Consider the following 23,717-nt stretch of genomic DNA (forward strand, 5'->3'; position numbering starts at 1 on the left):
GCACCGTGATCGTTCCCGTGGTCGCAAGCGTGCCGACGTTGGTCACGACGATGGTGTAGAGCCCGTTCTGACCGACCACGAAGTCAGCGGTGTGACGCTTGTCGATCGCGAGGTCGGGCGACTGCGGGCCGCAGACCTTTAGCAGGTCGGTATCTCGGTCGTTGAGGCGATTGCGATCGCCGCCGCCGCTCACGGTTGCAGCCGTCACCACGCTCGGCTGCGCCGCCTCGCCGACGAGCGCTTCGAACGTGAAGCCCAGCGAGTCGCCAGCCTCGAGAGGGCCAGGGTGCGTCGCGATCACCACTTGCCCGGCGTTCCCGATCGTCCACCCGCTGCCACTGCCGCTCACGAACATGAGTCCGGTCGGCAGCGTGTCTCGCACGGTGATCAAGCCGACCGTCGGCCCGGTGCCGACGTTGAGGACGACGACGCGGAAGCGCGCGAGATCTCCGACGCACGGTTGATTCTCGTGAGTCAGTCGAATCGACAGGTCGGGCCTGCCGCAGATGGGCTGCGAATCGCTATCCCGGTTGTTGTCATCGTTGGCGTCCCCGCCGCCGCTGACTGTCACCGTGGTCGTGACGCTCGGATATGCGGCGGGGCCGACCAGGAGATAGAGCTGAAAGTCGAGCGTCGAGCCGGGGGGGATCGGCCCAGGATGCGAGGCGCGAACGACATTACCATCGACGCTGAACGTCCAGCCGACTCCCGCGCCCCGGACGAACGAGAGTCCGGGCGGAAGGGTATCGACCACGACGATGCTTCCGGTCGTGGTAGCCGTGCCGCGATTCGTAACGCGAACCAGGTAGCGCGCTGTGTCGCCGACGCACGGCGAGTTCTTGTGCTTGATGTCGACGATCAGATCCGGCTTGCCGCCTTCGACCTTGACGCAGTCCTCGTCGCGATCGTTCTTGCGATCGCAGTCGCCTCCACCGAAAACGGTGGCCGCGTTGCAGACTTCGGGCGCCGCGCCGGGTCCGACGGAGACGATCAGAGTGAAGCTCGCACTTGCTCCGGGATCGAGCGGTCCAGGGTACGTTGCGGTGACGATCTGGCCACTGTTCGTGAACGTCCAGCCGGCGCCGCTGGCACTCACGAAGGTGAGGGAGTTGGGCAGCGTGTCGCGGACCGTGATGGTGCCGGTCGTCGGCACGACCCCCTCATTCGAAACAACAATCGTGAATTGACCGTTCTCGCCGACCCTGAAGTCCTCCGCGTGCTGCTTGTCGATTCTCAGGTCGGGCTTGCCGCATACGTCGAGCTTGTCGACGGCGCGGTTGTTCGCTGGGTTCCGGTCGCCGCCGCCCGACACGTTCACGACGTGCAGGACTTCGGGATACGCCCTCACGTCGACCGCGAGGTAGAGCGTGTAACTACGCGAGCTGCCGGGAGCGATCGGGCCTGGGTGGGTGGCACGGACGACCTGGCCGTCGACTTCGAAGCTCCAGCCCGAACCCGACCCGCGAACGAACGTCAGGCCGGCGGGGAGCGTGTCGAGGACGGTGATGACTCCCGAGGTGGGCGAACTACCGCAGTTCTCGACCGTCACCAGGTACCGAGCGGTATCACCGACGCACGGGTGATTCTTCTGCTTCAGCGAAATCTTGAGGTCGGGGGTACCCCGAACGTCGACCTTGTCGGTGTCGCAGTTGTTGTCAGAATTGCAGTCGCCGCCACCCGAAATAGTCGCCGAGTTGATGACTCGGGGAGCGGCGGAGGGACCGACCGCGACGACGAGAACCAGCACGGCGCTGTCTCCCCTCGCGATCGCCGAACCGAATCGGGCGGTGACCGTCCTGCCCGAGGTGGAGACGGTCCAACCGGAACCCGTTGCCGAGACAAACGTCAGCCCGGACGGCAGGGCGTCCACCAGGGTGATCGTTCCATTGCTCGCGGCGTCTCCGACGTTTCGGACCGCGAGCGTGAAGCTCGCGTTCTGCCCGACCTCGAAGTCGACGACATGCCGCTTGTCGATGCTGAGGTCGGGGAGGTGGGAGTTGTGTCCCGTGGTCTCCGCCGGGGAGGAGCTCAGGCCCGAGTCGGTCGTTTCGTCGCCTTGCGGCGAACTGGAAACAGCCGTCCAGTTATCGAACGACGGACCAGGTTGGACGTCCGACCGGCCTGAAGCGCCAGACGAGTCCAAGTCCTCCGTCGCGAGCCGACAGGTCGCCCCGGGTACGCGCAGACTTGCCCGCGCCACGGAGGTCGTGAGCGCGAAGATGAGAGCGAGAACCAGGGTCGTGACGATCGGAGACGTGCGCTGAAGCGCACGCGCGAAGCGGCGGAGGAATGACATTGGGGGGGACAATCCTCGGCATCAAGCGGATGCGATCCACGAAGGAACCGCTGCAACGCTTGATGGGCGTGGGCCTTGCCGTGGCTGGTCTATCCGTCGATCAGCCTATTTGAGGACTGCAACTCCGCTTCGCTGCCGAATACTCTACCGAGAGGGGGCTGTCGGAGCAAGCCAGATGGAGAGAATCGTGAGGTCGGGGAAAATGACTCGCAGTGCTAGGGTCGCTGCTCACCTGCACACCCACCGACTCAAACTCAATCCGGGGAGACGCCATGACGCGCCTGCCGCTCCGAAGTGCCCTGCTGGGTGTCGCAATTCTGACCATCGTCCTGATGTCCGGCTGCAAGGGCGCCGCCGGCGTCACGACCATCAAGACCCTGCTCGACGACCCTTCACGATTCGACAAACAGACGGTTCGCGTGGCGGGGAAAGTGACCCAATCGATCGGCGTGTTCGGATACGGCGCCTACGAGATCAACGACGGGACCGGGTCCATACCAGTGGTCAGCAAGGACAACGGAGCGCCTCGAGAGGGGGCCGACGTCGGAGTTCAGGGCGAGTTCCGCTCGGCGTTCACTCTCGGAACGAGAACGGTCGCAGCGATCGTAGAGAAGAAGCGCTACACCCCCTGAGGCGGAGGAGCGGCGGTCGGGGCTCCATCCGGATCTCGAACCGGCAGCCGGGGCCCGGCGATCGCGCCGGGCTCCGAGATCCCCACCAGAAAAGTGGCCTGGGGCGCGGGGCGCGCCGCCGATGAATCCTCAGCCGAGGGGCAACCTTCGCACGTCGCGTCAGTCGGCCGGCTCCGAAATCGGCGGCGGACCAGCCAGCCTGCGGCGAGCAGCGCAACGAGGGCGACCGTGGCGTCCTGGAGTCCGAAGGGGCTCACGCCGGGAATCCCAGCAGGCGGCCGCCCTGGTAGACAGCGAATGAGGCCAGCCACGCCAGGGCGTTCATCATGACCAGCATGAAGATCGGCCAGCGCCACGAGTTGGTCTCCCGCTTCACCACGGCGACCGTGGACATGCACTGGCAGGCGAGCACGAAGAACACCATGAGACTCACCCCCATGAGCGGCGAGTAGGCCGGGCGCCCGGTCCGAGCATCGCTCGCGTTGCGAATCTGATCGCGCAGGCTCTCGGACGATTCGTCGGCATCCCCGAGTTGGAAGACCGTCGCCATGGTCGAGACCATCACCTCCCGCGCGGCGAAGGACGTCACGAGTCCGATGCCGATCCGCCAGTCGAAACCGAGCGGTGCGATTGCGGGCTCGAGGAACCGCCCCACTCTGCCCGCGAACGAGTTCTCGAGCGCCACGCCCGCCATACGTCGCTCCAGCGCGCGTGCGCCCGCAACGTCACCGGCAGTCTCGGCGGCGGAAATCTGGGCGGAGAGACTCGAGATCTCCGGGCCGCCGCGCGGGTAGGACGCGAGAAACCAGAGCACCACTGAAACCGCGAGAATCACCGAGCCCGCCTTGCGCACGAACAGCACGCAGCGCTCGCGAACCGTCGCGAGTACGGAACGCCACGAGGGCATGCGATAGGGCGGCAGCTCCATCACGTAGAGGGGATTGCCCCCTCGCAGCACGGTGCGTTTGAGAATCGCGGCGACCACGATGGCTGCGAGAACGCCGAGGAGATACATCGAGAACAGGGTCAGGCCTGCGAGCGTCACCGGACCGACCCAGCGATGGGGAATGAACGCGCCGATCAGCAATGCGTAGACCGGCAGGCGGGCACTGCACGACATGAACGGGGCGACCATGATGGTTGCGAGTCGATCGCGCCGGTTGTCGATCGTGCGAGTCGCCATCACGCCGGGGATCGCGCAGGCGAACGACGAAAGCATCGGGATGAACGCCCGGCCGGAAAGGCCGACCCGTCCCATCAGTCGATCCATGATGAACGCCGCCCGCGCCATGTAGCCGCTGTCCTCGAGCACGCTGATGAACAAGAAGAGAATCGCGATCTGCGGAATGAACGTGAGCGTGGTGCCGACGCCCGCGATGACGCCATCGACGAGCAGCGAGCGAAGCGGCCCGGCGGGCAACAGGCTGCTCACCAGCAGCGAGAATCGCCCGACCAGCGCGTCGATCAGATCCATTCCGGGTTGGGCCCAAGCGAACACCGATTGAAATGCCGCACCCATGAGGAGCACGAAGATCACGGGACCGAAGATCCGGTGGGTGAGCACTCGATCCACGCGTTCACGAGTTCGATCGCGAATCGCCCCCTGCTGAACCGTCGCGCGCTGAACGATCTCGTGAATCGCTTCGTAGCGACCCTCGACCTCGTCGGAGCGCCACGCAGGGGATTGGATGTCCAGTCGCCGCGCGAGCGTGCGGGCATCGTCCAGGACGTCCGCGGGGGCGTGGCGGGCGAGGGCATCGTCTTCGCCGTCGTCGAGCAGCAGCGCGAGTGCCAGATCGTGACGGGCGCGTTCGGGGAGCTCGGGGTGTCGGGGCAACCGCGATGCGAGTCGCTGGAGCACCCGCTCGAGGTGCGGTGGCCACTGCCGAAAGCGTCTCGCGGAGGGCTCGACCTCGCGATCCATGAGTCGCCGCAGACTTCCGAGACCCTCGCCACGCGCAGCCGCGATGCCGACCACTGGTACGCCGAGCTCCCGCTCGAGCGCCGCTTCGTCGATCAGAAGACCCTGGGCGCGCGCTGCGTCCATCATGTTGAGCGCCAGTACCAGCGGTCGCCCCAGCTCGATCACCTGAAGGGCCAGGTACAGGTGGCGGCCGAGGTTCGTGACATCGACGACGAAGATGATCAGGTCCGGTGGGGGCGTATCGTCCTGAAGCCCGAGCAGGACGTCTCGCACGATCATCTCGTCCGGCGAGTTGGGTTGCAGGCTGTAACTGCCCGGCAGGTCGAGAATCTGAACGCTGCGACCGGAAGGAAGTTCGCAGCGGCCGGTCTTCTTCTCGACCGTCACACCGGGGTAGTTGCCGACTTTCTGGCGAAGGCCAGTCAGTTGATTGAACAACGTCGATTTGCCGGCGTTCGGATTTCCGAGGATCGCAACCGTGCGGAGCGCCGTTTGCAGTTCAGTGACTCGCGACATGAATACGGCTCGCCTCCGAGAGTCGCAGAGAGAGATGGATCCCGCGGGCCGCGACCTCGATCGGGTCGCCCATCGGAGCGCGCCGCACCAGAGTGAGGACGGTGCCCGGCACCAGCCCGAGTTCCATCAGTCGACGCACGAGGCTGGGCTCGCCATCGATACGAAGGATCGTGGCCGGTTCCCCGGGCTCCAGCCGATCGGCCGTCATGTCCTCGGGCAATTCGGTTCTGCCGTGGTCGCTCACGCGTGCTGCCCGGCCTCACCGACCTCGCGCACCAGCGACTCGTGCAGGCAGGTGGGACCGCAGGACCGACAGCTGCGCGCGCCATGATCGTTGCAAGCGCTGGGCGTTTCGCGATAGGCGGCCATGAACTCGCGAACCGCCGGATGTTCGGAACGCATGAAGTTCGTGAGGCGCAGCAGCTCGATCGAGACTTCCGGACTCACGAGATGCTCGATCATGCAGGCATCCTCATTCGCGACCGGTTCCGCGATCCCGAGAATCTCGGTGAGGAACAACGTGAGGACCCTGCGACTCGACTCGGTGCGATCGGCGAGGAGTTCACCGCTGGGGGTCAGTTCGACACTTCCATAACGCTCGTGTGCCACCAGACCCCGTGCCTGCAGGGAGCGAAGCATCGAGGTCACGCCACTCTTCGAAACTCCGAGGTGCTCGGCGATGTCGCCCACCCGAGCGTGTCCCTTGCCGCGCTTGAGTGTTGCGACGGCTTGAAGATAATGCGCCATCGAGTGCGAGACTTCCTGCTCACCGAATCGCTTCCACGTTTCCATCGAGTCGCACCTCGCATTCGGAGTCGCACGGCGCCACATCGAAGATCGAGGGCCGAGAAAGAGAGAGTTGAGCAGTGTTGAGGCAACTTAACTTGTCTGAGAGGTCCCTGCAATGGGCTCGCCTCTGCGTGTCACTTGCGGCGCTCCTCGCGCTGTCCGGTTGTGCTTCTCGTCCCTCGTCGACGCCATTCAACGGGCATGTCGTGGAGGGACGGTCGGTGCCATCCGCGGGAATGATGGAAGCGCTCGCCGAGGGTGCGGCTCGACCCTTCGATCTGCGTCCATCGTCCGGCCGTTTCCTGATCGTGTTCTTCGGATTCGTGAACTGCCCCGACATCTGCCCGACGACACTCGCGGATGTCCGACATGCCCTGGCTCGACTCCCTGCCGGGCGCGAGCGGGTCGAACTCGCGTTCATCACGGTCGATCTGGCTCGAGACTCCTTGCCGGTGCTCGCGCCTTACGTCGTGTCATTCGTCGCGAACGGTCATGCGCTGCGTCCTGAATCGCCGCGTGCTCTGGCCGAGGCCGAGTCGGCGTTCGGAGCGTCCTCGGTCGTGACGCGAAGTCCGCGCGGCGTGCTCGAGGTGAGCCACACCGGTTCTTGCTACCTCGTGAACGATCACGGCGATGTCGTTCTCGAGTGGGAGCACGGAACGACACCCGACGCGATGGCGAGCGATCTCATGCGGATGCTCGGCGCCCGCTCGAAGGCTTCGATCGGCAGCGGCCAGGGTTCGATTGCTCTACCAAAGCGCAAGTCTCCGGAGGCGACTTCAGCGTGGGCGAGGAGCACGGCTCCGAACGCGGCCCATGGCGCGGTCTACTTGTCGCTCTCCTCGAGGCTGCCCGATGAGCTGCTCGGGGTGGAGGTGCCAAAACGCGTTGCGAGTCGTGCGGAGTTTCATGAGGCGACGCGCGACGCGGAAGGACGCGTGGGCATGAGGCGGCGCGCTTCCATCCACCTGCGCGCGGGCGATCGCGTTTCATTCGAGCCCGGAGGAATGCACGTGATGCTGCTCAATCTGGTGCGGCCGCTCGTGGCTGGAGACACCTTTGCGCTCACCTTGCGCTACCGCTACGGCGCGACACAGCGCGTACCCGTGACGGTGCAGGACCCGTGAAAACGCCGGGCTCGAATCACGAGCCCGGCGCTGTGCTCTCGATCGGGATCCGACGGCGACTACGGTCCGACGTCGACGGTCACGACGAACGATGCACTCAGGACATCCACGTTGTACGTCCCGGTGCTGCCGAACACGTAAAGCTCGAACAGCCCATCGCCCTCCAGCTCGTTGACGACAGGATCCGTCGACCCCCCGAACGAGGCGAACAGCCAGCCGAGGGGATTGCGACTCCACTCGATCGACTTGGTCTCGTTGGCGGCGAGCGTCAACGTCATGAGCTTGACGCCGCCGGCCGTCACTACATCGGCCTTGTCCACCAGCAGCGTCGGCGAGCCAGGATCCTGAACGATCCACACCTCGGCTTCGACGGGCGTTGCCAGGTTGTTGCGAACGTCGCCGAGCAGGGTGTACTCCTCGACCGCCTTGATCTTGTCCTGATTGTCGGCGTACTCGCTGCTCTCTTCCGCGAGGTCCACGAAGAAGCCGGCCGCCGGATTTCCGTTCACGGCCGAGAGATTGTCGAGGTTGACGGAGAACAGCTTGATCGCGCGAAGGCATCCGGTGTTCAACAGCAGGGTCAGCGCGAGGCCGACGAGCACGAACAACTTCTGACGTCGAATCATGTGCGGCCTCCTTTATTGTCCGAAGGGGAAGAGATCGTACGAGACGCCGACGGTCACATTGCCGAACATCCGACCGCGCTCGTCCTTGATCAATGACTGACCCTCACCGCGCAGGTGGAGGCGGACCTTCTCGACCGGCGAGACGCCGAGTCCGAGTCCGAAATTGAAACCAGTCAGCTCGAGATCCTCGGATCCCTCTCGGCTCAGAGTGCTCATCGACAGTCCGCCGAACGGGTAGAACTGAATCTTGTCGCCGAACGTCAGGAGCAGATTAGCGCCGAAGCCGGTGGCCTCGAATCCGTCCCGCGTGTACTGGATGCCACCGATTTCCTGATCGGCGTCACCCGCTTGCGTCATCGCGAAGAACGGCTCGACGGTGAACATCGGCGCCAGACGAACCGGCACCCTCAGGCCGAAGATCGGGCCCTGCCCGTTGTCGTCTTGAGCAATCGGAATGCTGAGGCCGCCGTAGGCACCGATTCCGATCATTCCCGCCTGGGCGAGACACGGCATCAGCGCGGCGAGTACCACCGCCGACCATGACCAACGCTTCATCTACTTCCTCCTCGGAGTCGGTTCGCGGCGGCTTGGCGCGAACACACACGAAAGCAACCACAGCACGCGGGCGCGCCCGCGTGAGGGCAGGAATCACTCTGGCTCCATCCGTGATGGAGGAATCTTCAAGCCCGAGATCCGGCGAGAGTTGGGATCCCGCGGCCGCCTTGAAATCACACCCGGCGGCGGCGCGCTCGAAGACGCGGCCAGCGCGGGGATTCTAGTGCCGGAGTCCCGGACCTGCTCGCAGTATTCGTGATTGCACTCATCGCTTTGTCACAATACGAGTTGAGCGATGCACTTCATGCTCCTGTTGAGGTGGCGGGCGCCCCGCGAGGCGGTTGCTGGTGCGCCGCAGTCGCCCTAGACTGCGTCACTGGCAGTCTCGGATACGCATCAAGACACGGAGGTCCGTATGCGTCGAACATGGCGATGGATGGCATCACTCGCCGGTGCACTCACCCTGGCGCCCGAAGCATTCTCGGGCACCTTGACGATCTCACCGCCGTCGGTGGCGTTCGGGAGTGTATCGATCTCGGGGCCGCTCGCGTCGACTTCGGTGACGATCACGAATCACGGCAGCGCGACGATCATTCTTGGATTCATCTCCGGAAGCGGTTGCTCGGAGTTCACGGCGGATGCTTTCTTCGAAGGCCTTCCCGTCACGCCGAAGACGCCTGCGTTTCTGACCGACGGACAATCGTTCAACGTCAACGTCAGCTACGATCCCGTGAACCGCGGCGCGGATGCCTGCACATTCACGCTCGAGGATGGCAATGCGGCGGTGGATGCGTTCGGCGTCAGCGGTACCGGAGTGGCGCCGCTGTTGATCGTGACCGTTCCAACGCCACCGAACGCATTGACGTTTGCGAATCAGGCCTGGGATACCGGCACCGGCGAGACCAAGAACATCCTGATTCAGAACAACGGCAGCGAGGCGATCGGGTCGACGAATCTGATTCGAACGCTCAACGCCGGCCTCGACTACGCACTCGGAGCGACATCGTTTCCGATCTCGCCGGGCGACACGGCGCTGGTTCCGGTGATCTTCAATCCGATCGCAGTGGGCGTGCGGAACGATGTGCTGACACTCGCGCTCGACAGCGATCTGCCCGGCGATCCCGACCGAACGGTGAATCTGAACGGCATCGGAACTTCTCAGACCGCCGATGTCGGAGAGGACGCTTCGGCGACGCGACTCCGTGGCGTCCATCCGTCGCCGACCCGCGGCCCGCTGGCGATCGAGTATTCGATTGCACGACCGGGTCGCGTCGACCTGCAGGTCTGCGATCTTTCGGGGCGCGTCGTGGGGCGATCGACTTCGATCGAGTCCGTTGCCGGGGTACGCACGGTCACCTGGCGGGAAGGCGTCGAGTGGTCGCCGAAGGCAGGCGTGTACTTCGTTCGGCTTGCGCTTGACGGTCGCGTATTGGGGACTCGGCGTGTGGTCGTCATCCGCTAGTCGGCGGTCGGAAGGGCGGCCGCGCGAGCCGGCGTGACCGCCCACACCTGCGACTCGTCAAGTCTCGCGAATGAACGTCCCGTCGCGAAGTTCCGCGATGGCCTGCTGCAGCTCGGATTTCGTGTTCATCACGATCGGTCCGTACCACGCCACCGGTTCTTCGATCGGTTTGCCGGACACGAGCAGGAATCGGATCCCGTGCTCCCCGGCCTGCACGGTCACCTCATCGCCACGATCGAACACCACGAGCGAACGGTCGCCGGTCTGCTCACGCAGAAGGGTTTCGGTCGGGCCGGGTTGCTCAGTGAGCACGCCGAGAGGCGGGGAGGCGTCTCGAAACGAGCCGCTGCCCTCGAAGACGTAGGCGAACGCGCTCCGATTCATCTCCACCGGGAGCGTCTTGCGTCGTCCCGCCGGCACCCACACGTCGAGATAGCTCGGGTCCGCAGCGATTCCGTCGACGGGTCCCCGACGACCCCAGAAACTTCCGCACACGACGCGCACGCGAGTGCCGTCATCGTCCGTGATGACCGGAATTTCGCTGCCGACGACATCCTGGTAGCGGGGAGCCGTGAGCTTGAGCGAAGCGGGAAGGTTCGCCCACAACTGGAATCCGTGCATGCGTCCCGTGGAGTCGCCCTGCGGCATTTCCTGGTGCAGGATGCCGCGACCGGCCGTCATCCACTGAACGTCGCCGGCGCCGAGTGTCCCCTGGTTGCCGAGGCTGTCGCCATGCGAGACCGACCCCGAGAGCACGTAGGTGATGGTTTCGATGCCACGATGAGGATGCCACGGAAAGCCGGCGATGTAGTCCACCGGGCGCTCATTGCGAAAGTCATCGAACAGCAGGAACGGATCAGTCTCGGTCGTATCTCCGAAGCCAAATGCTCGACGCAGTTTGACTCCGGCGCCCTCGAGCGTCGGCTGAGACTCGACGATGCGTTTGACGGGCCGGATCGACATGACGCCTCCAGGGTGGGGCGGGACCGCGTGCGGCCCAAATGGCCGATGAGGCTGAGATGCTTCACGAGGTCAATGGATCGACGGAGTCACGACGTGCTGACGCCTTGCTGACATTCGAACTCGAGAGCCGTGACGTCAGGGTTCGGGCAGGACTTCGACGCCGGTGGCCTTGAACGACGCGAAGGCGTGTACGCCGGGGCGAAGTCCGAGTTCAGCGATCGCCGAGGCCGTGACCTGAGCCGCAAGCGGGGGGCGACTGTCGAGCATGACTCGAACCCGATCCCCCTTCGGAGGTTCGGGAATCAGCTCGGTCACTGCGCCTTCCATGATGTTCCGCGCGCTGCCGACCGGCGGGGTCACCGACAGGACGATGTCGTGCGGATGAACGACGAGCTGAACGCGACCGGTTCGTCCCGGATCCGGGACCGTGAGCGTGGAATCGCCTAAGTTCACGGTGGCGAGTCCGTCGGGATTCGAGTGCGTCAGTTCGCCGCTGAATAGATTCACTCCGAGAAATGCTGCGACGTACTGCGAGCGCGGATGTCGTACGAATGCCTCGCGGGTGCCGGTCTGAGTGATGCGCCCGCCTTCGAACACGGCAATGCGATGGCCGAGCGCAAGCGCTTCGGCGGGGTGATGCGTGACGAGGAGCGTGACGCATGCGAGTCCATCGAGAACTCGCTTGAGCTCACCTCGCACCGTGCGACGTGTCCCGACATCGAGCGCCGAGAGCGGTTCGTCGAGGAGCAAGACCGCAGGGTCCAGGATCAGCGCGCGGGCGAGCGCCACTCGTTGCTGCTGCCCGCCCGAGAGCTGTGCCGGCCGTCGATCGAGAAGCGCCGACAATTCGAACCGCTCGCTGATCTGGCGAGTGCGGTCCCGTACTTCGCGTGCTCCCACTCCGGATGCGCGAAGCCCGAACGCGATGTTCCCGAAGGCGTCGAGATGCGGAAACAGGGCGAGGTCCTGCGGGAGGTAGCCGACCGAGCGCGATTCCGGGGCGACGAACTGCCGTGTCTCCGAGTCGGACAGGACGACCTCATCGAGCACGATGCGCCCCGCATCGGGTTCGATGATGCCGGCGACCAATCGCAGGAGCGTGCTCTTTCCAGAGCCACTCTCGCCGACCAGCACCGTGATCTCTCCCGGGAGTGCGGTGAGCGAGGCGTCGAGCTGAAAGCTACCGAGCCGCCGTCGTACCTCGAGCTGGAGCAAACGAGCGATCCCCCCACCAGCCTGCGGGTGCTGAGCGCAAACCGAGCAGCAGGATGAACGAGAAGGCGAGCAGAAGAATCGAGAGGACGACCGCCGTGTCGAGGTCCGACTGCAGCTCGAGATAGACCGCCAGCGGCATGGTCTGTGTCACGCCCGGCAGATTTCCGGCGAACGTGATGGTCGCGCCGAATTCACCCAGCGAACGAGCGGCGCTCATGGCGACACCCGCGATCAGAGACGGCAGGGAGAGCGGCACCATGACGCGGAAGAATCGCCGCGCTTCGGAGGCCCCCAATGTGGCGGCAACCTCGAGCAGTCGCGGGTCCACGCGGGCGAAACCCGCGCGAGCGGGCGAGACGAAGAACGGTGCCGCCATGAAAATCTGGGCGAGCACCACGGCGAGTGTCGTGAAGGGAATCGCAACACCGATTCCGCTCAGCAGGTGGCCCGCGAGTCCCATGCGTCCGAAGGCCAACAGGAGCGCGAAGCCGGCCACCGTGGGGGGCAGCACCATCGGCAGGTCGATCAGGACTTCGAGCAGGCGCTTGCCCGGAAATTCTCGGGTTGCGAGCAGATACGCGGTGGGGAGTCCCAGCACCACGACGATCGCGGTCGCGGCGAAGCTCGTCAGCAGGCTGAGTTTCAGTGCCGCCTGCACCGATGGTTCGGCGAGTCGCTGCAGGATGAGGCCGGGGGAGACTCGCGCGAGCAGGCCGATGAATGGCAGGGCGAGAAATGCCGTCAGCACCAGAACGCCCGCGAGCGCGAGGCCGGGAAGGAGCGGCGGCGCGGGCCGGCGCTTCGGTCGTCCGGAGGTAATGGTCGGGCTCACGGCGCCGCGACGACCGGGATCATCCCGCGCTCTGCAAGGATGCGTTGCCCTTCGGGCGACCTCACCAGTTCGACGAAGGCTCGCGACAGCTCGGGAGCTCGCGTGCCTGCGAGTACCGCGATCGGATAGAGCGTCAAGACGTTTGCGGAGTCGGGAATCTCGAACGTTCGAACGAATCGCGACAGCGCCGGCGTCACATCCGAACGATAGACGATGCCCGCATCGGCCTCTCCGAGCTGGACCTTGCCGACCACCGCCTTCACGTTTTCCTCTTCAGAGACCACATTCGCGAGGACACGGCGTGCGAAGTCGGGATCGAACCCCGTGACGCTCGCCAGATTGCGGAGCATCTCCCGGCCATAGCGGCCGACCGGGACCGATTCCGCACCCATGACCAGCTTGATTCCGCGTCGCGCCAAGTCCTGAAGTCGCGCGATGCGCGCGGGATTGGTTCGCGGCACGATGACGACCAGTCGATTACGCGCGAAGTGTGCGGGCGTCCCCATCACCAGCCCGACCTGTCGAACGTGGTCCATCCAGCGTTCGTCGGCGGAGGCGAAGACGTCGGCAATCGCGCCCTGCTCGAGTTGCGCAGCGAGCTGCTGTGAGCCGGCGAGATTCAGCTGAACTCGAACTGCGGGATTCACGTCTTCGAAATGTCGCGCCAGTTCGCCGAACGACTCTGCGAGTGACGCCGCTGCGAAGACGCGGAGCGCGTTCCGCGGCACGCGTTCCGCGATTGCGTCACCGGGATTGAGGACCATCGCGCACCACGCCACCAGCAGCGCTCTCACGGTCGGTTGCCAGTCCACCGTCACGACTCCTTTCGGTGCTTGCCGACGATGACCTCGGTGGCCTTGATCACGGCGAAGGCCTCGTCCCCAATGCGGAGGTCCATCGATTCGGCGGAGGAACGCGTGATCACGGCAACCAGTTCCTGATCGCCGATCCGTACGGTGACCTCGGCCATCAGTCCGTCGGTTCGAAGCGTTGAGATGCGACCGCGCAGGCGGTTTCGTGCGCTGATCGAGAATGAGTCAGGCGCGGGTGTGGATTCGGAGAGGCCGAGCAATCGCTCCAACTGATCGCGATGGAACAGCCACTTTCGTCCCACGCGAACGGCAGGGAGTTTTCCCTTTCGAGCAAGGCTCTGAACGCGTCGAACATCCAGGTGAAGCAGGGCCGCGGCCTCGCGTACGTCGAGAGTGTTCAGGGTGGTAATTCTCCGGTGGAGCTTGGGATAAGTGATGCTAATGTGCTCACCGTCTGGTTGCGACAGTATATTGCAGTACTTAGCGCACTGCCGGCAAGGGGTGACTTCAGGTTCAGAACGGGGGGATCGACGTGTCCAAAGGGGCTTGGCCGCTCGCCGTGGCACTGATGTTGGTTGTCGGATTTCACCGTTGCGACGCGTAGACACCGGCGGTGCAGCTGCCCCGCATCGGCGGCTACATTCAGTTGCGGGAGGTCGCGCAGGAGCGCGTGGGGCTGACGGCATCCCTGAATCGCGCGCGGATCTCCGTCGATGGCAACGCGGCGAGCGGATTTTCGTATCGACTGCTTGCCGAGTTCGAGGCTTCCGCGGGAGCCCGAAACCCGGCCATGGTCAGTCTGCGCGAAGCGATCGTCAGATGGTCGCGAGGATCGTTCGGCCTCACCGCAGGTCAGTTCAAGACCCCGTTCAGTCGCGAGTACCTGCTGCCGGTGCCGGTGCTCGAGACTCCCGACTTCGCCGCGGTGGTGGACTCGCTCGCACCGCGCTGTGACGTCGGATTGATGGGCGAATACGCCTTTGGACCGTTTGCGACGCTCTCGCTCGGCGTCTTCAACGGAGAGGGCCAGAACGCGATCGCCAACCGCGACTCCCTGGTGCTCGCGGTGGCACGGATCGTCGCACGGCCGGTGGCGCAGGTCGGGCTGGGTGCGAGTTTCGCGCGCGACGGTCCCGACAGCTTGCGGTGGGGTATCGAGGCGAATATCGAACAGCAGGGGGGCCTGTTGCGCGGCGAGTACATCCTTCGACATCGCCGCGGTCGCGCGCACGATCGGGACGACTTCGGCTGGTACCTGCTGGCGGCCTATCGCGTCGTGCCGCAGCTCCAACTGGTCGCCCGAGCGGAACGTTTCGAGCGACCTGCCTTCGGACCCACGCGACGAGTCGAGGCCGCGACGCTCGGAGGCATCGTCGAGCTGGTTCCGAATCGCATTCGACTGCTGGTCGATGGAGTGCGTCGCCGTACCGGCGCCCAGAGGAATCGATCCGACGTCCTCATCGCGCAGCTGCAGGCACGCTTCTGATGCGAGACGCTTACGCGCTCTCGGCCGCGAGCTGGCCGGAAGTGCCGTTGCCGGCCGCAGCGGACTCGCCGTGTCCGCGAGGATCGGCCAGCTCGTAGGCGTTGAGTCGGTTGTAGAGCGTCTTGAGGCTGACGCCGAGGATCTTGGCCGCCCGCCGCTTGTCTCCTTTGAGCTGGTCGAGGGTCGCGAAGATCAACCGTCGCTCGACCTCCTCGATCGATGCGCCCACCCGCACCTCGAGCGTCGGCCCATGGGTCGCGTGCCGGTCGATCGGAGCCGACGCGGGCAGCGACTCGGGTCGAATCACACCATCCGAGAGGATGACCGCGCGTTCGACCGCATTGCGAAGCTCGCGCACGTTGCCTGGCCAGGCATAGTTCGTGAGGCGCTCAGTCGCTTCCGAGCTCCAACGACACTCGACGCCATGGCGCTCCGTGGCTTCCGCGAGGAACTGGTTCGCCAGCATGACCAGGTCCTCCCCGCGATCGCGCAGCGGCGGAAGCTGGATCGGAAAGACGTTGAGTCGGTAGTAGAGGTCCTCGCGAAGCGCACGCGCTTTGATGGCCTCGAGGGGATCCTGATTCGTGGCGGCGATCACCCGCACGTCGACTGGAATCACCTCGGACGAGCCGACGCGGGTGATGGTGCCGGTCTCGAGCACGCGCAGGAGTTTGACCTGAAGTTCGATCGGCATCTCCGTGACTTCGTCGAGAAACAGCGTTCCGCCGTTGGCTTCCTCGAAGTGGCCTCGCCGCTCCCGATCGGCGCTCGTAAAGCTGCCCTTCTGGTGTCCGAACAACTCGCTCTCCATGAGCGACGGAGCGATCGCGCCGCAATTGACGGCCAGGAACCGTGCGGCCTTGCGGGAGCCCATGCGATGAATCGTCTCCGCCACGACTTCCTTCCCGGTGCCGCTTTCCCCTGTGATGAGTACGCTCGCATTGGTGCGCGTGACGCGGTCGATCAGGTCGAACACACGCTGCATTGCGGGAGAGTGGCCCACCAATCGTCCGAAGCGTCCGAGATCCCGCAGCTCGTGCTTGAGTCCGCGAATCTCCGTCTTGAGCTCGCGCGTTCGAGTCACGTTGGCGAAGATCGCCCGCAGGCGCGAGCGTTCGACCGGCTTCACGAGATAGTCGGTCGCTCCGTGCCGAAGCGCCTCGATCGCGGATGGCACGCTGGCGTTCCCCGTGATCACGACCAGTTCCGACTGGGCGGCGACCGCTTCGTCCTTGAGCAGGGAGGCGCCATCGCCGTCCGGGAGGCCCAGATCGACGAGCACCACGTCGGGCGTAGACTCGGCAAGCAGTCGCTTCGCGTCCTCGAGACTGCCGGCCTCGCGAATCGAGTGACCCTCACGGTTCAACAGCAACGCGAGACTGCTGCGAAACTCTTCGTCGTCATCGACGATCAATACCGAGACGGGCGCCATGGTGTGTCTCCGAGTTACTCGGACCGGGCCGAGTGATTCAATTGAGTCCAGTAGCGAGCGACATCGGCGACGTAACTGCCGGGGCCGCGGGGGTCGAATCGCTTCAGCACGAAACTGTTCGCGCCCAATGCGTAGCACCGCGCCGCATCGTCTGGGCGATCCGAGGACGACATGACGACGATCGGGATCATTCTGGTCCGCCGTGCCTCGCGAATGCGGTGGATGACGTCCCAGCCGCTCATCGAAGGCATGCGCAAATCCAGGATGATCAGCTCGACGTCGCGGGCGCGCGGGGATGCACCTGCCTCGTCCTCGAGTCCGAGCGTGCGAAGCGCCTCGAGCCCGTCGTGCGCGACCACCACGTCGGCCCGCACGCCCTCTCGTTGGATGGCGCGGCGCGCCACCATGAGGAAATCATCGTCGTCGTCGACGAGCAGAATGATCGGCTGTGGTTTCATGAGTGCTCTGGCGCACCGGGCAACACGAAGTAGAACTTCGCGCCGCCTGCGCCGTTGCTTTCGGCCCAGATGCGCCCCGACAGGCGACGTACGCTCTTTGCGACGATCGCGAGCCCGAGCCCTGAACCCTGGTATTCCTTGGTCGAATGCAACTTGCGAAATGGTTCGAACAGGCTGTCTGCCGCATCGGGATCGAATCCGATGCCATTGTCGGAGACCACGTAGGTGTTCTCCGTCTCGCCCCGCTCGGCTCGCACGACCACGGTCGGCGTCGGTTGATCGCGCGTGAACTTGATCGCATTGCTGAAGAGATTCTCGAAGATGCTTTCGAGCAGTTCCGGATCGCCCATCGCCGGAGGCAATTCCGCCAGCTCGAAACGCACCGGGCCCGAAACCACCGGACCCGAGGACACGACCGCGAATGACTCGCGGGCGATCTGCGTCATGTCCAGCCGAACTCTGGAGACCTGGCGCCCGCCAATCCACGCGAACTGAGTGAGTCGATCGAGGAGTCGTGTTGCGCTGTCACCGGCCGTTCGGATGCGAAGCAGCAGGCGATGACCCTCCGGATCGAGACGTTCGCGATAGTCTTCTTCGATCACGGCGGCGAGATTCTGAATCGCGCCGATGGGCGAGCGCAGATCGTGAGAGATCGAGTGCGTGAACGCCTCCAACTCGATGACGGCCTCACGCAACTCGCCGGTGCGCTGTTCGACTCGCAGCTCCAGATCATCGTTGAGCTGACGAAGCGCCTGGTCGCGGGTCGACAGCGAGGCGAGCTGAACGCCCAGTTCCTCGTTCGACTCGCGCAGGGCCCGCGAGTAGTCGTGCAGCCGCAGCATCTGGAATCCGATCGCGAACGACGCCAGTGACAACAGGAATCCCGTGAGCAACAGGAACGAAGGCCATTGTGACGCGACGCTCGCCATGAATTCGCGGGTCGGCTCGTATTCGATCGTCCAGTCCGAGCCCAGAATCGTCGTGAACTCCATCGAGCGACGCAACCACGGCGGGACCCCGGGCGCCGCGGTAGCGGAATGAAACACCTCGCTGCCCGATGCGGTTCGAACGCGAAAGGAGACGAGCGGAGAGGCCGAGGCACCCAGCTGCGTGAACAACGCGCGTGGACTCAGAGTCGCGACAGCCACTCCGAGACTGTCGGCGGGCGTGCGGACCGCAAGGAGATACGTCAATTCCTGGCTGGTCGTGTCGGTGCGTGCAGCTTCGGGAGTGGGCCGGCGCAAGTGGGTCGCCGCGAGCGTGAGTTGCTCGGTGCTGAGAGACACGAGTGTCGTGTCGCGCGATGCGAACCGATTGAGGGTTCCCATCGAATCGACCCACCCGACCGAAACCACGCTCGGATGAGTCGCGAGGAACAGCTCGATCTCGAACGCCCACTTACCCTGCTCGGGAACGCCGAGAATTCGCCACATGTCGGCGAGCGCACGAAAGTCCCACAGATCACGTCGAACGATTTCGTAGACGCGTCCGCGATGGGACTTGGCGAGGCTCGACATCAAGCTGGACTGCTGAGCTTGCGCGGCCTCGCGTGCCCGCCACCATGCCACGCCGGTCGTGCCGATCCCGATGACACCGATGAGAATCGGCAGGAACATCCCGGTGCGCGTCCAGGCTCTTCGGACCCGTGCCATGGAGTCACGTGAGAGTCGGGAGAGCGCGGGGTCGTCCATCATGTGAGGCTCCAAGGGCACGCCCCATGCCACGACGGCCGGGTAGAGAACAGCCGTCGGATTCCGAGGTTTCTTGGGGGTCTGTGGAGAAATCCCCCGCGATAGACCGACATCGATGCGACGGAGATTGTAAATCCTACGCGCCCCCGCGCAAGGGCTGCAAAGACTGGCCCCGCCGGGACCGAGCCAGGCGGGGCCGAGTCAGTCGAATCGCGTCTGCGGTCCCCTTAGAAGTTGAAACCGAGCCCCGCCGATAGTGACCAGAAGTCAGGGTCGAAGGTCTCCGGTACCAGGCGGCTGTCCTGGTCCTGCATCATCACGTAACGGCCGTGAACGTCGAGTGTCGCCGCCGGCGCGATCGGGAATCGCAACCCGCCGCCGACGTGGACGCCGAAGTCCTGGCGGGTCTCGTCCTGCAGGAGCGGCACGCGATCCTGATCGAAGTCGAAGGTGGTGTAGTACCAACCCACCCCCGCTCCTGCGTAGAGCACCGGGATCGGCGTGAGCCACAGCGACGCGGTCACCGGCCACATCCGCTGACGCAGCACTCCATCGAAGCGCTCCTCGGTGCGGTAAGTGATCCCGATTTCGGGTGTGATGGGCCCGAAGTTCTGTCGGAGCGCCAGGCCGACGAGCACACGCGCGCTCTCGTCACCTTCGTCCACGGCATTGGTCATGCCGATCGAGGGAATGATCTCGGTGGCCCGCGCAAGTGAACCTACGAGAGTCAAAGAGATCACCAGCGCCGTACCGATGGCGGATCTGCTGAGCAGCTCCAGATTCGTGAGGGGTCGTATGCGATGCATGGTTGAACTCCTTGGCAGTTCAGGGAGGTTGCGGTGGGGTACACGAGCTAAGCGCAATCGACATGCCACGCGCCGAACTCGTTGCGGCACTGCCCGGCTGACCTGGGCATGACGCGTGAGACCCCCATTTCTGCGCCTCGTGACACCCGTTCTTACAAGAGAGTCGGCTGTCGAACACCTCTCAATCGCCGTAGTTCCCTTGATTTCAACGGATATGGGTCGTGGCCCCGAGATTGCAGTACGACACCGTGCAGTCATTCGTCGCCGATCGATGTCCAATTCATGCCTTCGCTGCATCGTGGTGGTGACCCTCGCGCAGGTCGCGAAAGTCATCAGCACCGTGCGACTCACTCTGAAAGGAATGACGTCATGTCTGACTTCAATGATCGCAATGGCGAGATGATCCTGGGATTCGTGCTCGGGGCAGTAGTCGGCGCAGGCGTCGCATTGCTCGTGTCGCCTTCGAACGGAGCCGAGAATCGGAAGTTGCTCCGTGACAAGGCTCGCGACTGGAGCGGAGAGCTTCGCGATCGCGTCTCCGACCTGAAGAACGGTGCGAAGCGAATCGCCGACGAAGTGGAGCCGGGACTCGAGAGCGCGGCACAGGCCGGACGCGAATTGCTCTCGAAGGCGCGCTCGACGGTGAAGTCGACGACGGGGACCGAATCGGTCTGACGAATCCGAGTGTGAAGATTGCTCGGCTGGGGAGTCCGAGCATGCGGGGGGCCGCGTCACGGAACTGGCGCGGCCCTTTCGTTTTCAGAAAGCGAATTCGACCAGGCGATGCAGGAGCAGCCGAAACAGCACCGCGAGCCCCATGCCCCCGGCCGCACCAATCAATACGTCACTGGGATAGTGAACGCCGAGGTAAACCCGCGAGAATCCGACCACCGTCGCGACGGCGAACAACCACGGTGACCATCCCGGTGCGTGCGCCGACATCAGCAGTGCCCCCGCGAACGCCGCCGCCGAGTGTCCGGACGGGAACGAGAAGTCGCGCGGCCGCGGTCCGAGGACTCTCACTTCGACGAAGGCCACGAACGGCCGTCGTCGCCGGAACAGGCGTTTGAGCGGATAGTTCATGGTCAGCATGGTCAGCCACAGTACCGGGAGCATTTCGGCCGCGGCGCGCACCCCCTGCGCGGGACTGCGGACGACCAGAATGAGCGCGGCGACGGCCCAACCCTCTCCGTAGTGCATGAGACGCGAGGTCCAGATGAGCAGCGAGTCCCACGGAGGGCCGAACGCGAGGCGATTGAGTCGAATGTAGATCGCGGCGTCGAGCGCACTGAGTGCCGCGATGGGATGCCGGGCCATTCCGTGCAGAACCCAGGTCTTCGAATGCTGAGCCACCATCGCGCTCAGATCCTCGGCCAACGTCGCGGCAGCCGGAGTGGTGGGGACCACGCCGTTTGCGGCGAGGGGAGCGGACTCCGCGGTCGCACTGGAGACTTCGCGCGGAATGTCGGCCGTGCCCGCCACGTCGGGATGATCCTCGAGTGTCGCTCCGGACTTCGGAACCACGACGCGAATCGCACGCGGAACTACCGTCAGCGTGATCGGGGTCGTGCCGATCAGCTCGCCGTCACCCTGGACCGCCACACTGCGACGGGTGTCGATCGTGAGCGAGTCGCGAACCGGGTAGTAGCTGGTGTTGTTGTCGCGGCGATGTCGACCCGTGAGAATCCGCCAGAATACAGTTGCGCCCCCGAGCCATCCGCGCAGGTCGAACAGGCACAGATCCACCTCGCCATCCGCTGGATCGACGCCGGGGCCGTAAGAAAAGGGCGGTGCTCCCGCACTCCCGGCATTCGCAACGATGAGCTGCCAGGCCCGTGCCTTGAGCGCGGCTCCGTCGATGCTCAATCGAAAGTGAATGCTTCGGAATGAAGCCGCCTGACGAATGAATGCCAGCAGATAGGCGAGCCGGCCGTACCGCTCCTGCTGCGCGCGGCGGGTGTCGGAGATCATCAGTGCGTCCGCCCCGATTCCGAGCTGTGTCAGGATCAGTCGCTCCCCGACTTTCATGGCGTCCAGTTCGAGGGTCGTCTGCGATTCCACGGCGAGCGCGATTGCCTCGGGAACGGTGGTGGGAATGCCGAGCTCGCGCGCCAGCACGTTCGCGGTTCCGGTCGGAATGATCGCGAGCGCCGTGCGGCTTCGCGATCGAGCACACATGCAGCTCGCAACCAGGCCGATGGTTCCGTCTCCGCCGGCCGCGATGACCCGGTCACAGCCGTCTCGCAGTGCGCGCCGGACGGTGGTGGCGAGAGAGCGGCTACCGGCCGCGCCGGGTTCGATTCGCACGATCCGGAATCGCAGTCGCTGTCGAAGCAGCGCGGCGCGAACCGCGGTGTGAAGTGTGTTGCCGTCGGTGCGCGCGGAAGCGGGATTGAGCACCACGAGCACATCCGTACCTCGCGAATCACGAGGCCTCTGGCCGCGCGGCGCCGAACGCGACGGCGTGGCCCCGGTGCCGCCGGAGCCACGCCTGCGTGTCGCGACCTGCCGAATGTTCATGCCGTTGCCGGTGAGTGGGAAGGTCAGTCGCGGCTCGCGCGGCCTTCCTCTCGCCGCATATCGTCCTTCACACCACTCACTCCGGGGGTCGAGCGCGCGATCAGGAGTGCCTCGTAGCGATCCCCGAGCTTGCTGTAGGTGCCGGTGAGACGCGCAACCGCCGCCTTCACTTCGACCGAGACGTTCGCCCCTTCGAGTCTGGCGTCTGTGATGCGGGTCCGAATCGACTTCTCGAGTTCGGAGTCGTCCGCCGTGGCTCGCGCCTGCATCGTCGGCGGGACGATCTGGAGCTCGTCCTTGGCATCCTTTCCACCCGACACGTCCTTCGCGATCTGCAGCGCCTTGTCCTTCACGCTCTGGCTCGGGACCACCCCGAAGAGAATGACCTGGCCACGATGCGTGTCGACATTGATGTCGCTGGCCGGAATGTCCGAATCGAAGATGAATCGCGTCTTGGTTTCGGTCGTGATCCAGGCATCGGAGACCGGGTTCCCGGGGGATGGCGGGTTCTTCTCATCCCAGATTTCACGGTCGGCGAAGCGATCCGGACTCTTGATCTCGGAGGCGAGACGCTTCACGCCGCCAACCTGGGCCGCAGTCTCGAGCGCCCGCAGGTGATCCGCGAGGGTCTCCGCATTTCCTGCGAGCAACACGAGGCCCTTGTTGACCGACTTGACGCTCACCTGGCTGTCGTCGAGTTCGTGTTCGTTCTTGAGCGCGGTCGCGACCGCATCCTTGAGGTTGGCGTCGCTCTCGTTCACGACCTTGCGATCCTTCGACGAAACGACCTGCAGCAGATTGCGAACCGAACGCACTCCGCCGACGCGGCCGGCGACGACCGCGGCATTCGATTGTTCCTGCCTGGTCGCGACCTTGCCGTGCAGCGTCACGCGCCCGTCGAAGGTGTCGACGTCGATCGGGAGGCCGGAGACTTCACTCGAGGTCATCAGCGCAATCTTGACCTTGGCGGTCACCCAGGGATCGGGCGCCGCTGAACTGCTAGCCGCCCAACCGAGAGCGACGGTGACAACGGCACATCGCAGCAGTGAAACCATCAGGCTGCGCTTCATGGGTTCCTCCTGAATCAGCGGCCACGAGGGCCGGGAGAAAGTCGGTGAAATAAACGCGGCTGGTGCTTCGATCGCCCATCGCGCCGAAGCGTCCTGGGTTGACTGCACACCCACCGTGAGCAGTCGGTCCGAAGCATCCAGCCGGGTCTGACAAGCGCACCTTCCATGCCAACCGTGGTTCGCAGCGAAGTCGCGGTAAACACGAGCTCGAGGCGTCGGCATCCCGCGATCGAGCGCCGCAGGGATGTAACAGGTGCCATCGGATTTGTAGTCTCTACTCCGCGAGCTCCGCACCTGGCCCTCACCGAATGCCAGACGCTGTATCACCCCGCGTTGCTCAAGGATGCCGCCCGATGAGTCACGAGGCGGCGCACGTGATCCTCGAACGGGAATGCGGGGTTGGGCTCGACAGCGACTGCATCGAGGGATTGCTCGCCGCGCTGACAACATGGAAAGACGGAGAGCAGATTGCGAATCCGGAACAGCGCGCTGCCTAAGCCTGACG

23 protein-coding genes are annotated in these 23,717 nt (G+C 64.7%); 6 read left to right on the top strand and 17 right to left on the bottom strand.

The genetic code is table 11. From position 1 onward, the window contains the following. A partial coding sequence (locus HOP12_03145) for a DUF11 domain-containing protein (GenBank protein NOT33145.1) occupies window positions 1–2,296 on the bottom strand: 2,296 nt, incomplete at its 3' end. A 272-nt stretch (window positions 2,297–2,568) separates the two neighbouring features. On the opposite strand from HOP12_03145, the gene HOP12_03150 reads away from it, so the two are divergent. Next, window positions 2,569–2,928, top strand: a complete 360-nt coding sequence (locus HOP12_03150; GenBank protein ID NOT33146.1) for a hypothetical protein — start codon at window positions 2,569–2,571, stop codon at window positions 2,926–2,928. A 253-nt stretch (window positions 2,929–3,181) separates the two neighbouring features. Here HOP12_03150 and feoB read toward each other — a convergent pair whose 3' ends face one another. Genes feoB through HOP12_03165 form a run of 3 tightly spaced genes read right to left on the bottom strand, consistent with a single transcriptional unit; the run spans window position 3,182 to window position 6,160 of the window. After that, window positions 3,182–5,368 carry a ferrous iron transport protein B gene (gene feoB / locus HOP12_03155; protein NOT33147.1) on the bottom strand — a complete coding sequence of 729 codons (2,187 nt, stop codon included), beginning with the start codon at window positions 5,366–5,368 and terminating at the stop codon, window positions 3,182–3,184. After that, window positions 5,352–5,576, bottom strand: a complete 225-nt coding sequence (locus HOP12_03160) for a ferrous iron transport protein A (protein NOT33148.1) — start codon at window positions 5,574–5,576, stop codon at window positions 5,352–5,354. Before HOP12_03160 ends, feoB begins: the two co-directional genes overlap by 17 nt. 32 nt (window positions 5,577–5,608) lie before the next feature. Beyond that, on the bottom strand, window positions 5,609–6,160 hold the full coding sequence (locus tag HOP12_03165; GenBank protein ID NOT33149.1) for a metal-dependent transcriptional regulator: 552 nt from the start codon (window positions 6,158–6,160) through the stop codon (window positions 5,609–5,611). Between the two features lie 218 nt (window positions 6,161–6,378). Here HOP12_03165 and HOP12_03170 point away from each other — a divergent pair, with 218 nt between their 5' ends. After that, window positions 6,379–7,284: a copper chaperone PCu(A)C gene (locus tag HOP12_03170; protein NOT33150.1), complete on the top strand. Its 906-nt coding sequence runs from the start codon at window positions 6,379–6,381 to the stop codon at window positions 7,282–7,284. 59 nt (window positions 7,285–7,343) lie between these two features. Here the strand turns inward: HOP12_03170 and HOP12_03175 are convergent, their stop codons facing one another. Both HOP12_03175 and HOP12_03180 read right to left on the bottom strand, forming a co-directional pair. Further along, a complete protein-coding gene (locus HOP12_03175) occupies window positions 7,344–7,910 on the bottom strand; it encodes a hypothetical protein (GenBank protein ID NOT33151.1) in 567 nt (188 codons plus the stop codon). 12 nt (window positions 7,911–7,922) lie between these two features. After that, window positions 7,923–8,465, bottom strand: coding sequence for an outer membrane beta-barrel protein (locus tag HOP12_03180; GenBank protein ID NOT33152.1), 543 nt, complete (start codon window positions 8,463–8,465; stop codon window positions 7,923–7,925). 415 nt (window positions 8,466–8,880) lie between these two features. Between HOP12_03180 and HOP12_03185 the strand changes: the two genes are divergently transcribed. Then, window positions 8,881–9,927, top strand: coding sequence for a choice-of-anchor D domain-containing protein (locus HOP12_03185; GenBank protein ID NOT33153.1), 1,047 nt, complete (start codon window positions 8,881–8,883; stop codon window positions 9,925–9,927). A 57-nt stretch (window positions 9,928–9,984) separates the two neighbouring features. Here HOP12_03185 and HOP12_03190 read toward each other — a convergent pair whose 3' ends face one another. From HOP12_03190 to HOP12_03210, 5 genes are all read right to left on the bottom strand, one after another. Next, window positions 9,985–10,890 carry a pirin family protein gene (locus HOP12_03190; GenBank protein NOT33154.1) on the bottom strand — a complete coding sequence of 302 codons (906 nt, stop codon included), beginning with the start codon at window positions 10,888–10,890 and terminating at the stop codon, window positions 9,985–9,987. A gap of 135 nt (window positions 10,891–11,025) precedes the next feature. Beyond that, complete coding sequence (locus HOP12_03195) at window positions 11,026–12,105, bottom strand: ABC transporter ATP-binding protein (protein NOT33155.1); 1,080 nt, start codon at window positions 12,103–12,105, stop codon at window positions 11,026–11,028. Further along, window positions 12,071–12,925: a molybdate ABC transporter permease subunit gene (modB, locus tag HOP12_03200; protein ID NOT33156.1), complete on the bottom strand. Its 855-nt coding sequence runs from the start codon at window positions 12,923–12,925 to the stop codon at window positions 12,071–12,073. Before modB ends, HOP12_03195 begins: the two co-directional genes overlap by 35 nt. Before the next feature lie 8 nt (window positions 12,926–12,933). Then, window positions 12,934–13,701, bottom strand: a complete 768-nt coding sequence (modA, locus tag HOP12_03205; protein NOT33157.1) for a molybdate ABC transporter substrate-binding protein — start codon at window positions 13,699–13,701, stop codon at window positions 12,934–12,936. Between the two features lie 50 nt (window positions 13,702–13,751). After that, a complete protein-coding gene (locus HOP12_03210) occupies window positions 13,752–14,315 on the bottom strand; it encodes a TOBE domain-containing protein (GenBank protein ID NOT33158.1) in 564 nt (187 codons plus the stop codon). 47 nt (window positions 14,316–14,362) lie between these two features. On the opposite strand from HOP12_03210, the gene HOP12_03215 reads away from it, so the two are divergent. Then, window positions 14,363–15,235 (top strand): hypothetical protein, encoded by an 873-nt coding sequence (locus HOP12_03215; GenBank protein NOT33159.1) that lies wholly within the window; start codon window positions 14,363–14,365, stop codon window positions 15,233–15,235. A 10-nt stretch (window positions 15,236–15,245) separates the two neighbouring features. On the opposite strand, the gene HOP12_03220 is transcribed toward HOP12_03215, so the two are convergent. The 4 genes from HOP12_03220 to HOP12_03235 form a co-directional block, all read right to left on the bottom strand. After that, window positions 15,246–16,667: a sigma-54-dependent Fis family transcriptional regulator gene (locus HOP12_03220; GenBank protein ID NOT33160.1), complete on the bottom strand. Its 1,422-nt coding sequence runs from the start codon at window positions 16,665–16,667 to the stop codon at window positions 15,246–15,248. A gap of 14 nt (window positions 16,668–16,681) precedes the next feature. Continuing rightward, window positions 16,682–17,125, bottom strand: a complete 444-nt coding sequence (locus tag HOP12_03225) for a response regulator (GenBank protein ID NOT33161.1) — start codon at window positions 17,123–17,125, stop codon at window positions 16,682–16,684. Then, window positions 17,122–18,819 (bottom strand): hypothetical protein, encoded by a 1,698-nt coding sequence (locus tag HOP12_03230; GenBank protein ID NOT33162.1) that lies wholly within the window; start codon window positions 18,817–18,819, stop codon window positions 17,122–17,124. The genes HOP12_03225 and HOP12_03230 overlap by 4 nt, the downstream gene beginning before the upstream one ends. A gap of 224 nt (window positions 18,820–19,043) precedes the next feature. Then, window positions 19,044–19,622: an outer membrane beta-barrel protein gene (locus HOP12_03235; GenBank protein NOT33163.1), complete on the bottom strand. Its 579-nt coding sequence runs from the start codon at window positions 19,620–19,622 to the stop codon at window positions 19,044–19,046. Between the two features lie 369 nt (window positions 19,623–19,991). Between HOP12_03235 and HOP12_03240 the strand changes: the two genes are divergently transcribed. Then, a complete protein-coding gene (locus tag HOP12_03240; protein ID NOT33164.1) occupies window positions 19,992–20,297 on the top strand; it encodes a YtxH domain-containing protein in 306 nt (101 codons plus the stop codon). 84 nt (window positions 20,298–20,381) lie between these two features. Here HOP12_03240 and HOP12_03245 read toward each other — a convergent pair whose 3' ends face one another. Next, on the bottom strand, window positions 20,382–22,025 hold the full coding sequence (locus HOP12_03245) for a phosphatase PAP2 family protein (protein ID NOT33165.1): 1,644 nt from the start codon (window positions 22,023–22,025) through the stop codon (window positions 20,382–20,384). Window positions 22,026–22,165: 140 nt separating this feature from the next. Then, the gene (locus HOP12_03250; protein NOT33166.1) at window positions 22,166–23,212 is read right to left on the bottom strand and encodes a BON domain-containing protein; all 1,047 of its coding nucleotides are present in this window, start codon (window positions 23,210–23,212) and stop codon (window positions 22,166–22,168) included. Window positions 23,213–23,565: 353 nt separating this feature from the next. Here HOP12_03250 and HOP12_03255 point away from each other — a divergent pair, with 353 nt between their 5' ends. Next, complete coding sequence (locus HOP12_03255; protein ID NOT33167.1) at window positions 23,566–23,709, top strand: hypothetical protein; 144 nt, start codon at window positions 23,566–23,568, stop codon at window positions 23,707–23,709. The last annotated feature ends 8 nt before the right edge of the window (window positions 23,710–23,717 follow it).

Source organism: Candidatus Eisenbacteria bacterium, from assembly GCA_013140805.1.
In the GTDB taxonomy this organism is placed as follows: domain Bacteria; phylum Eisenbacteria; class RBG-16-71-46; order RBG-16-71-46; family RBG-16-71-46; genus JABFRW01.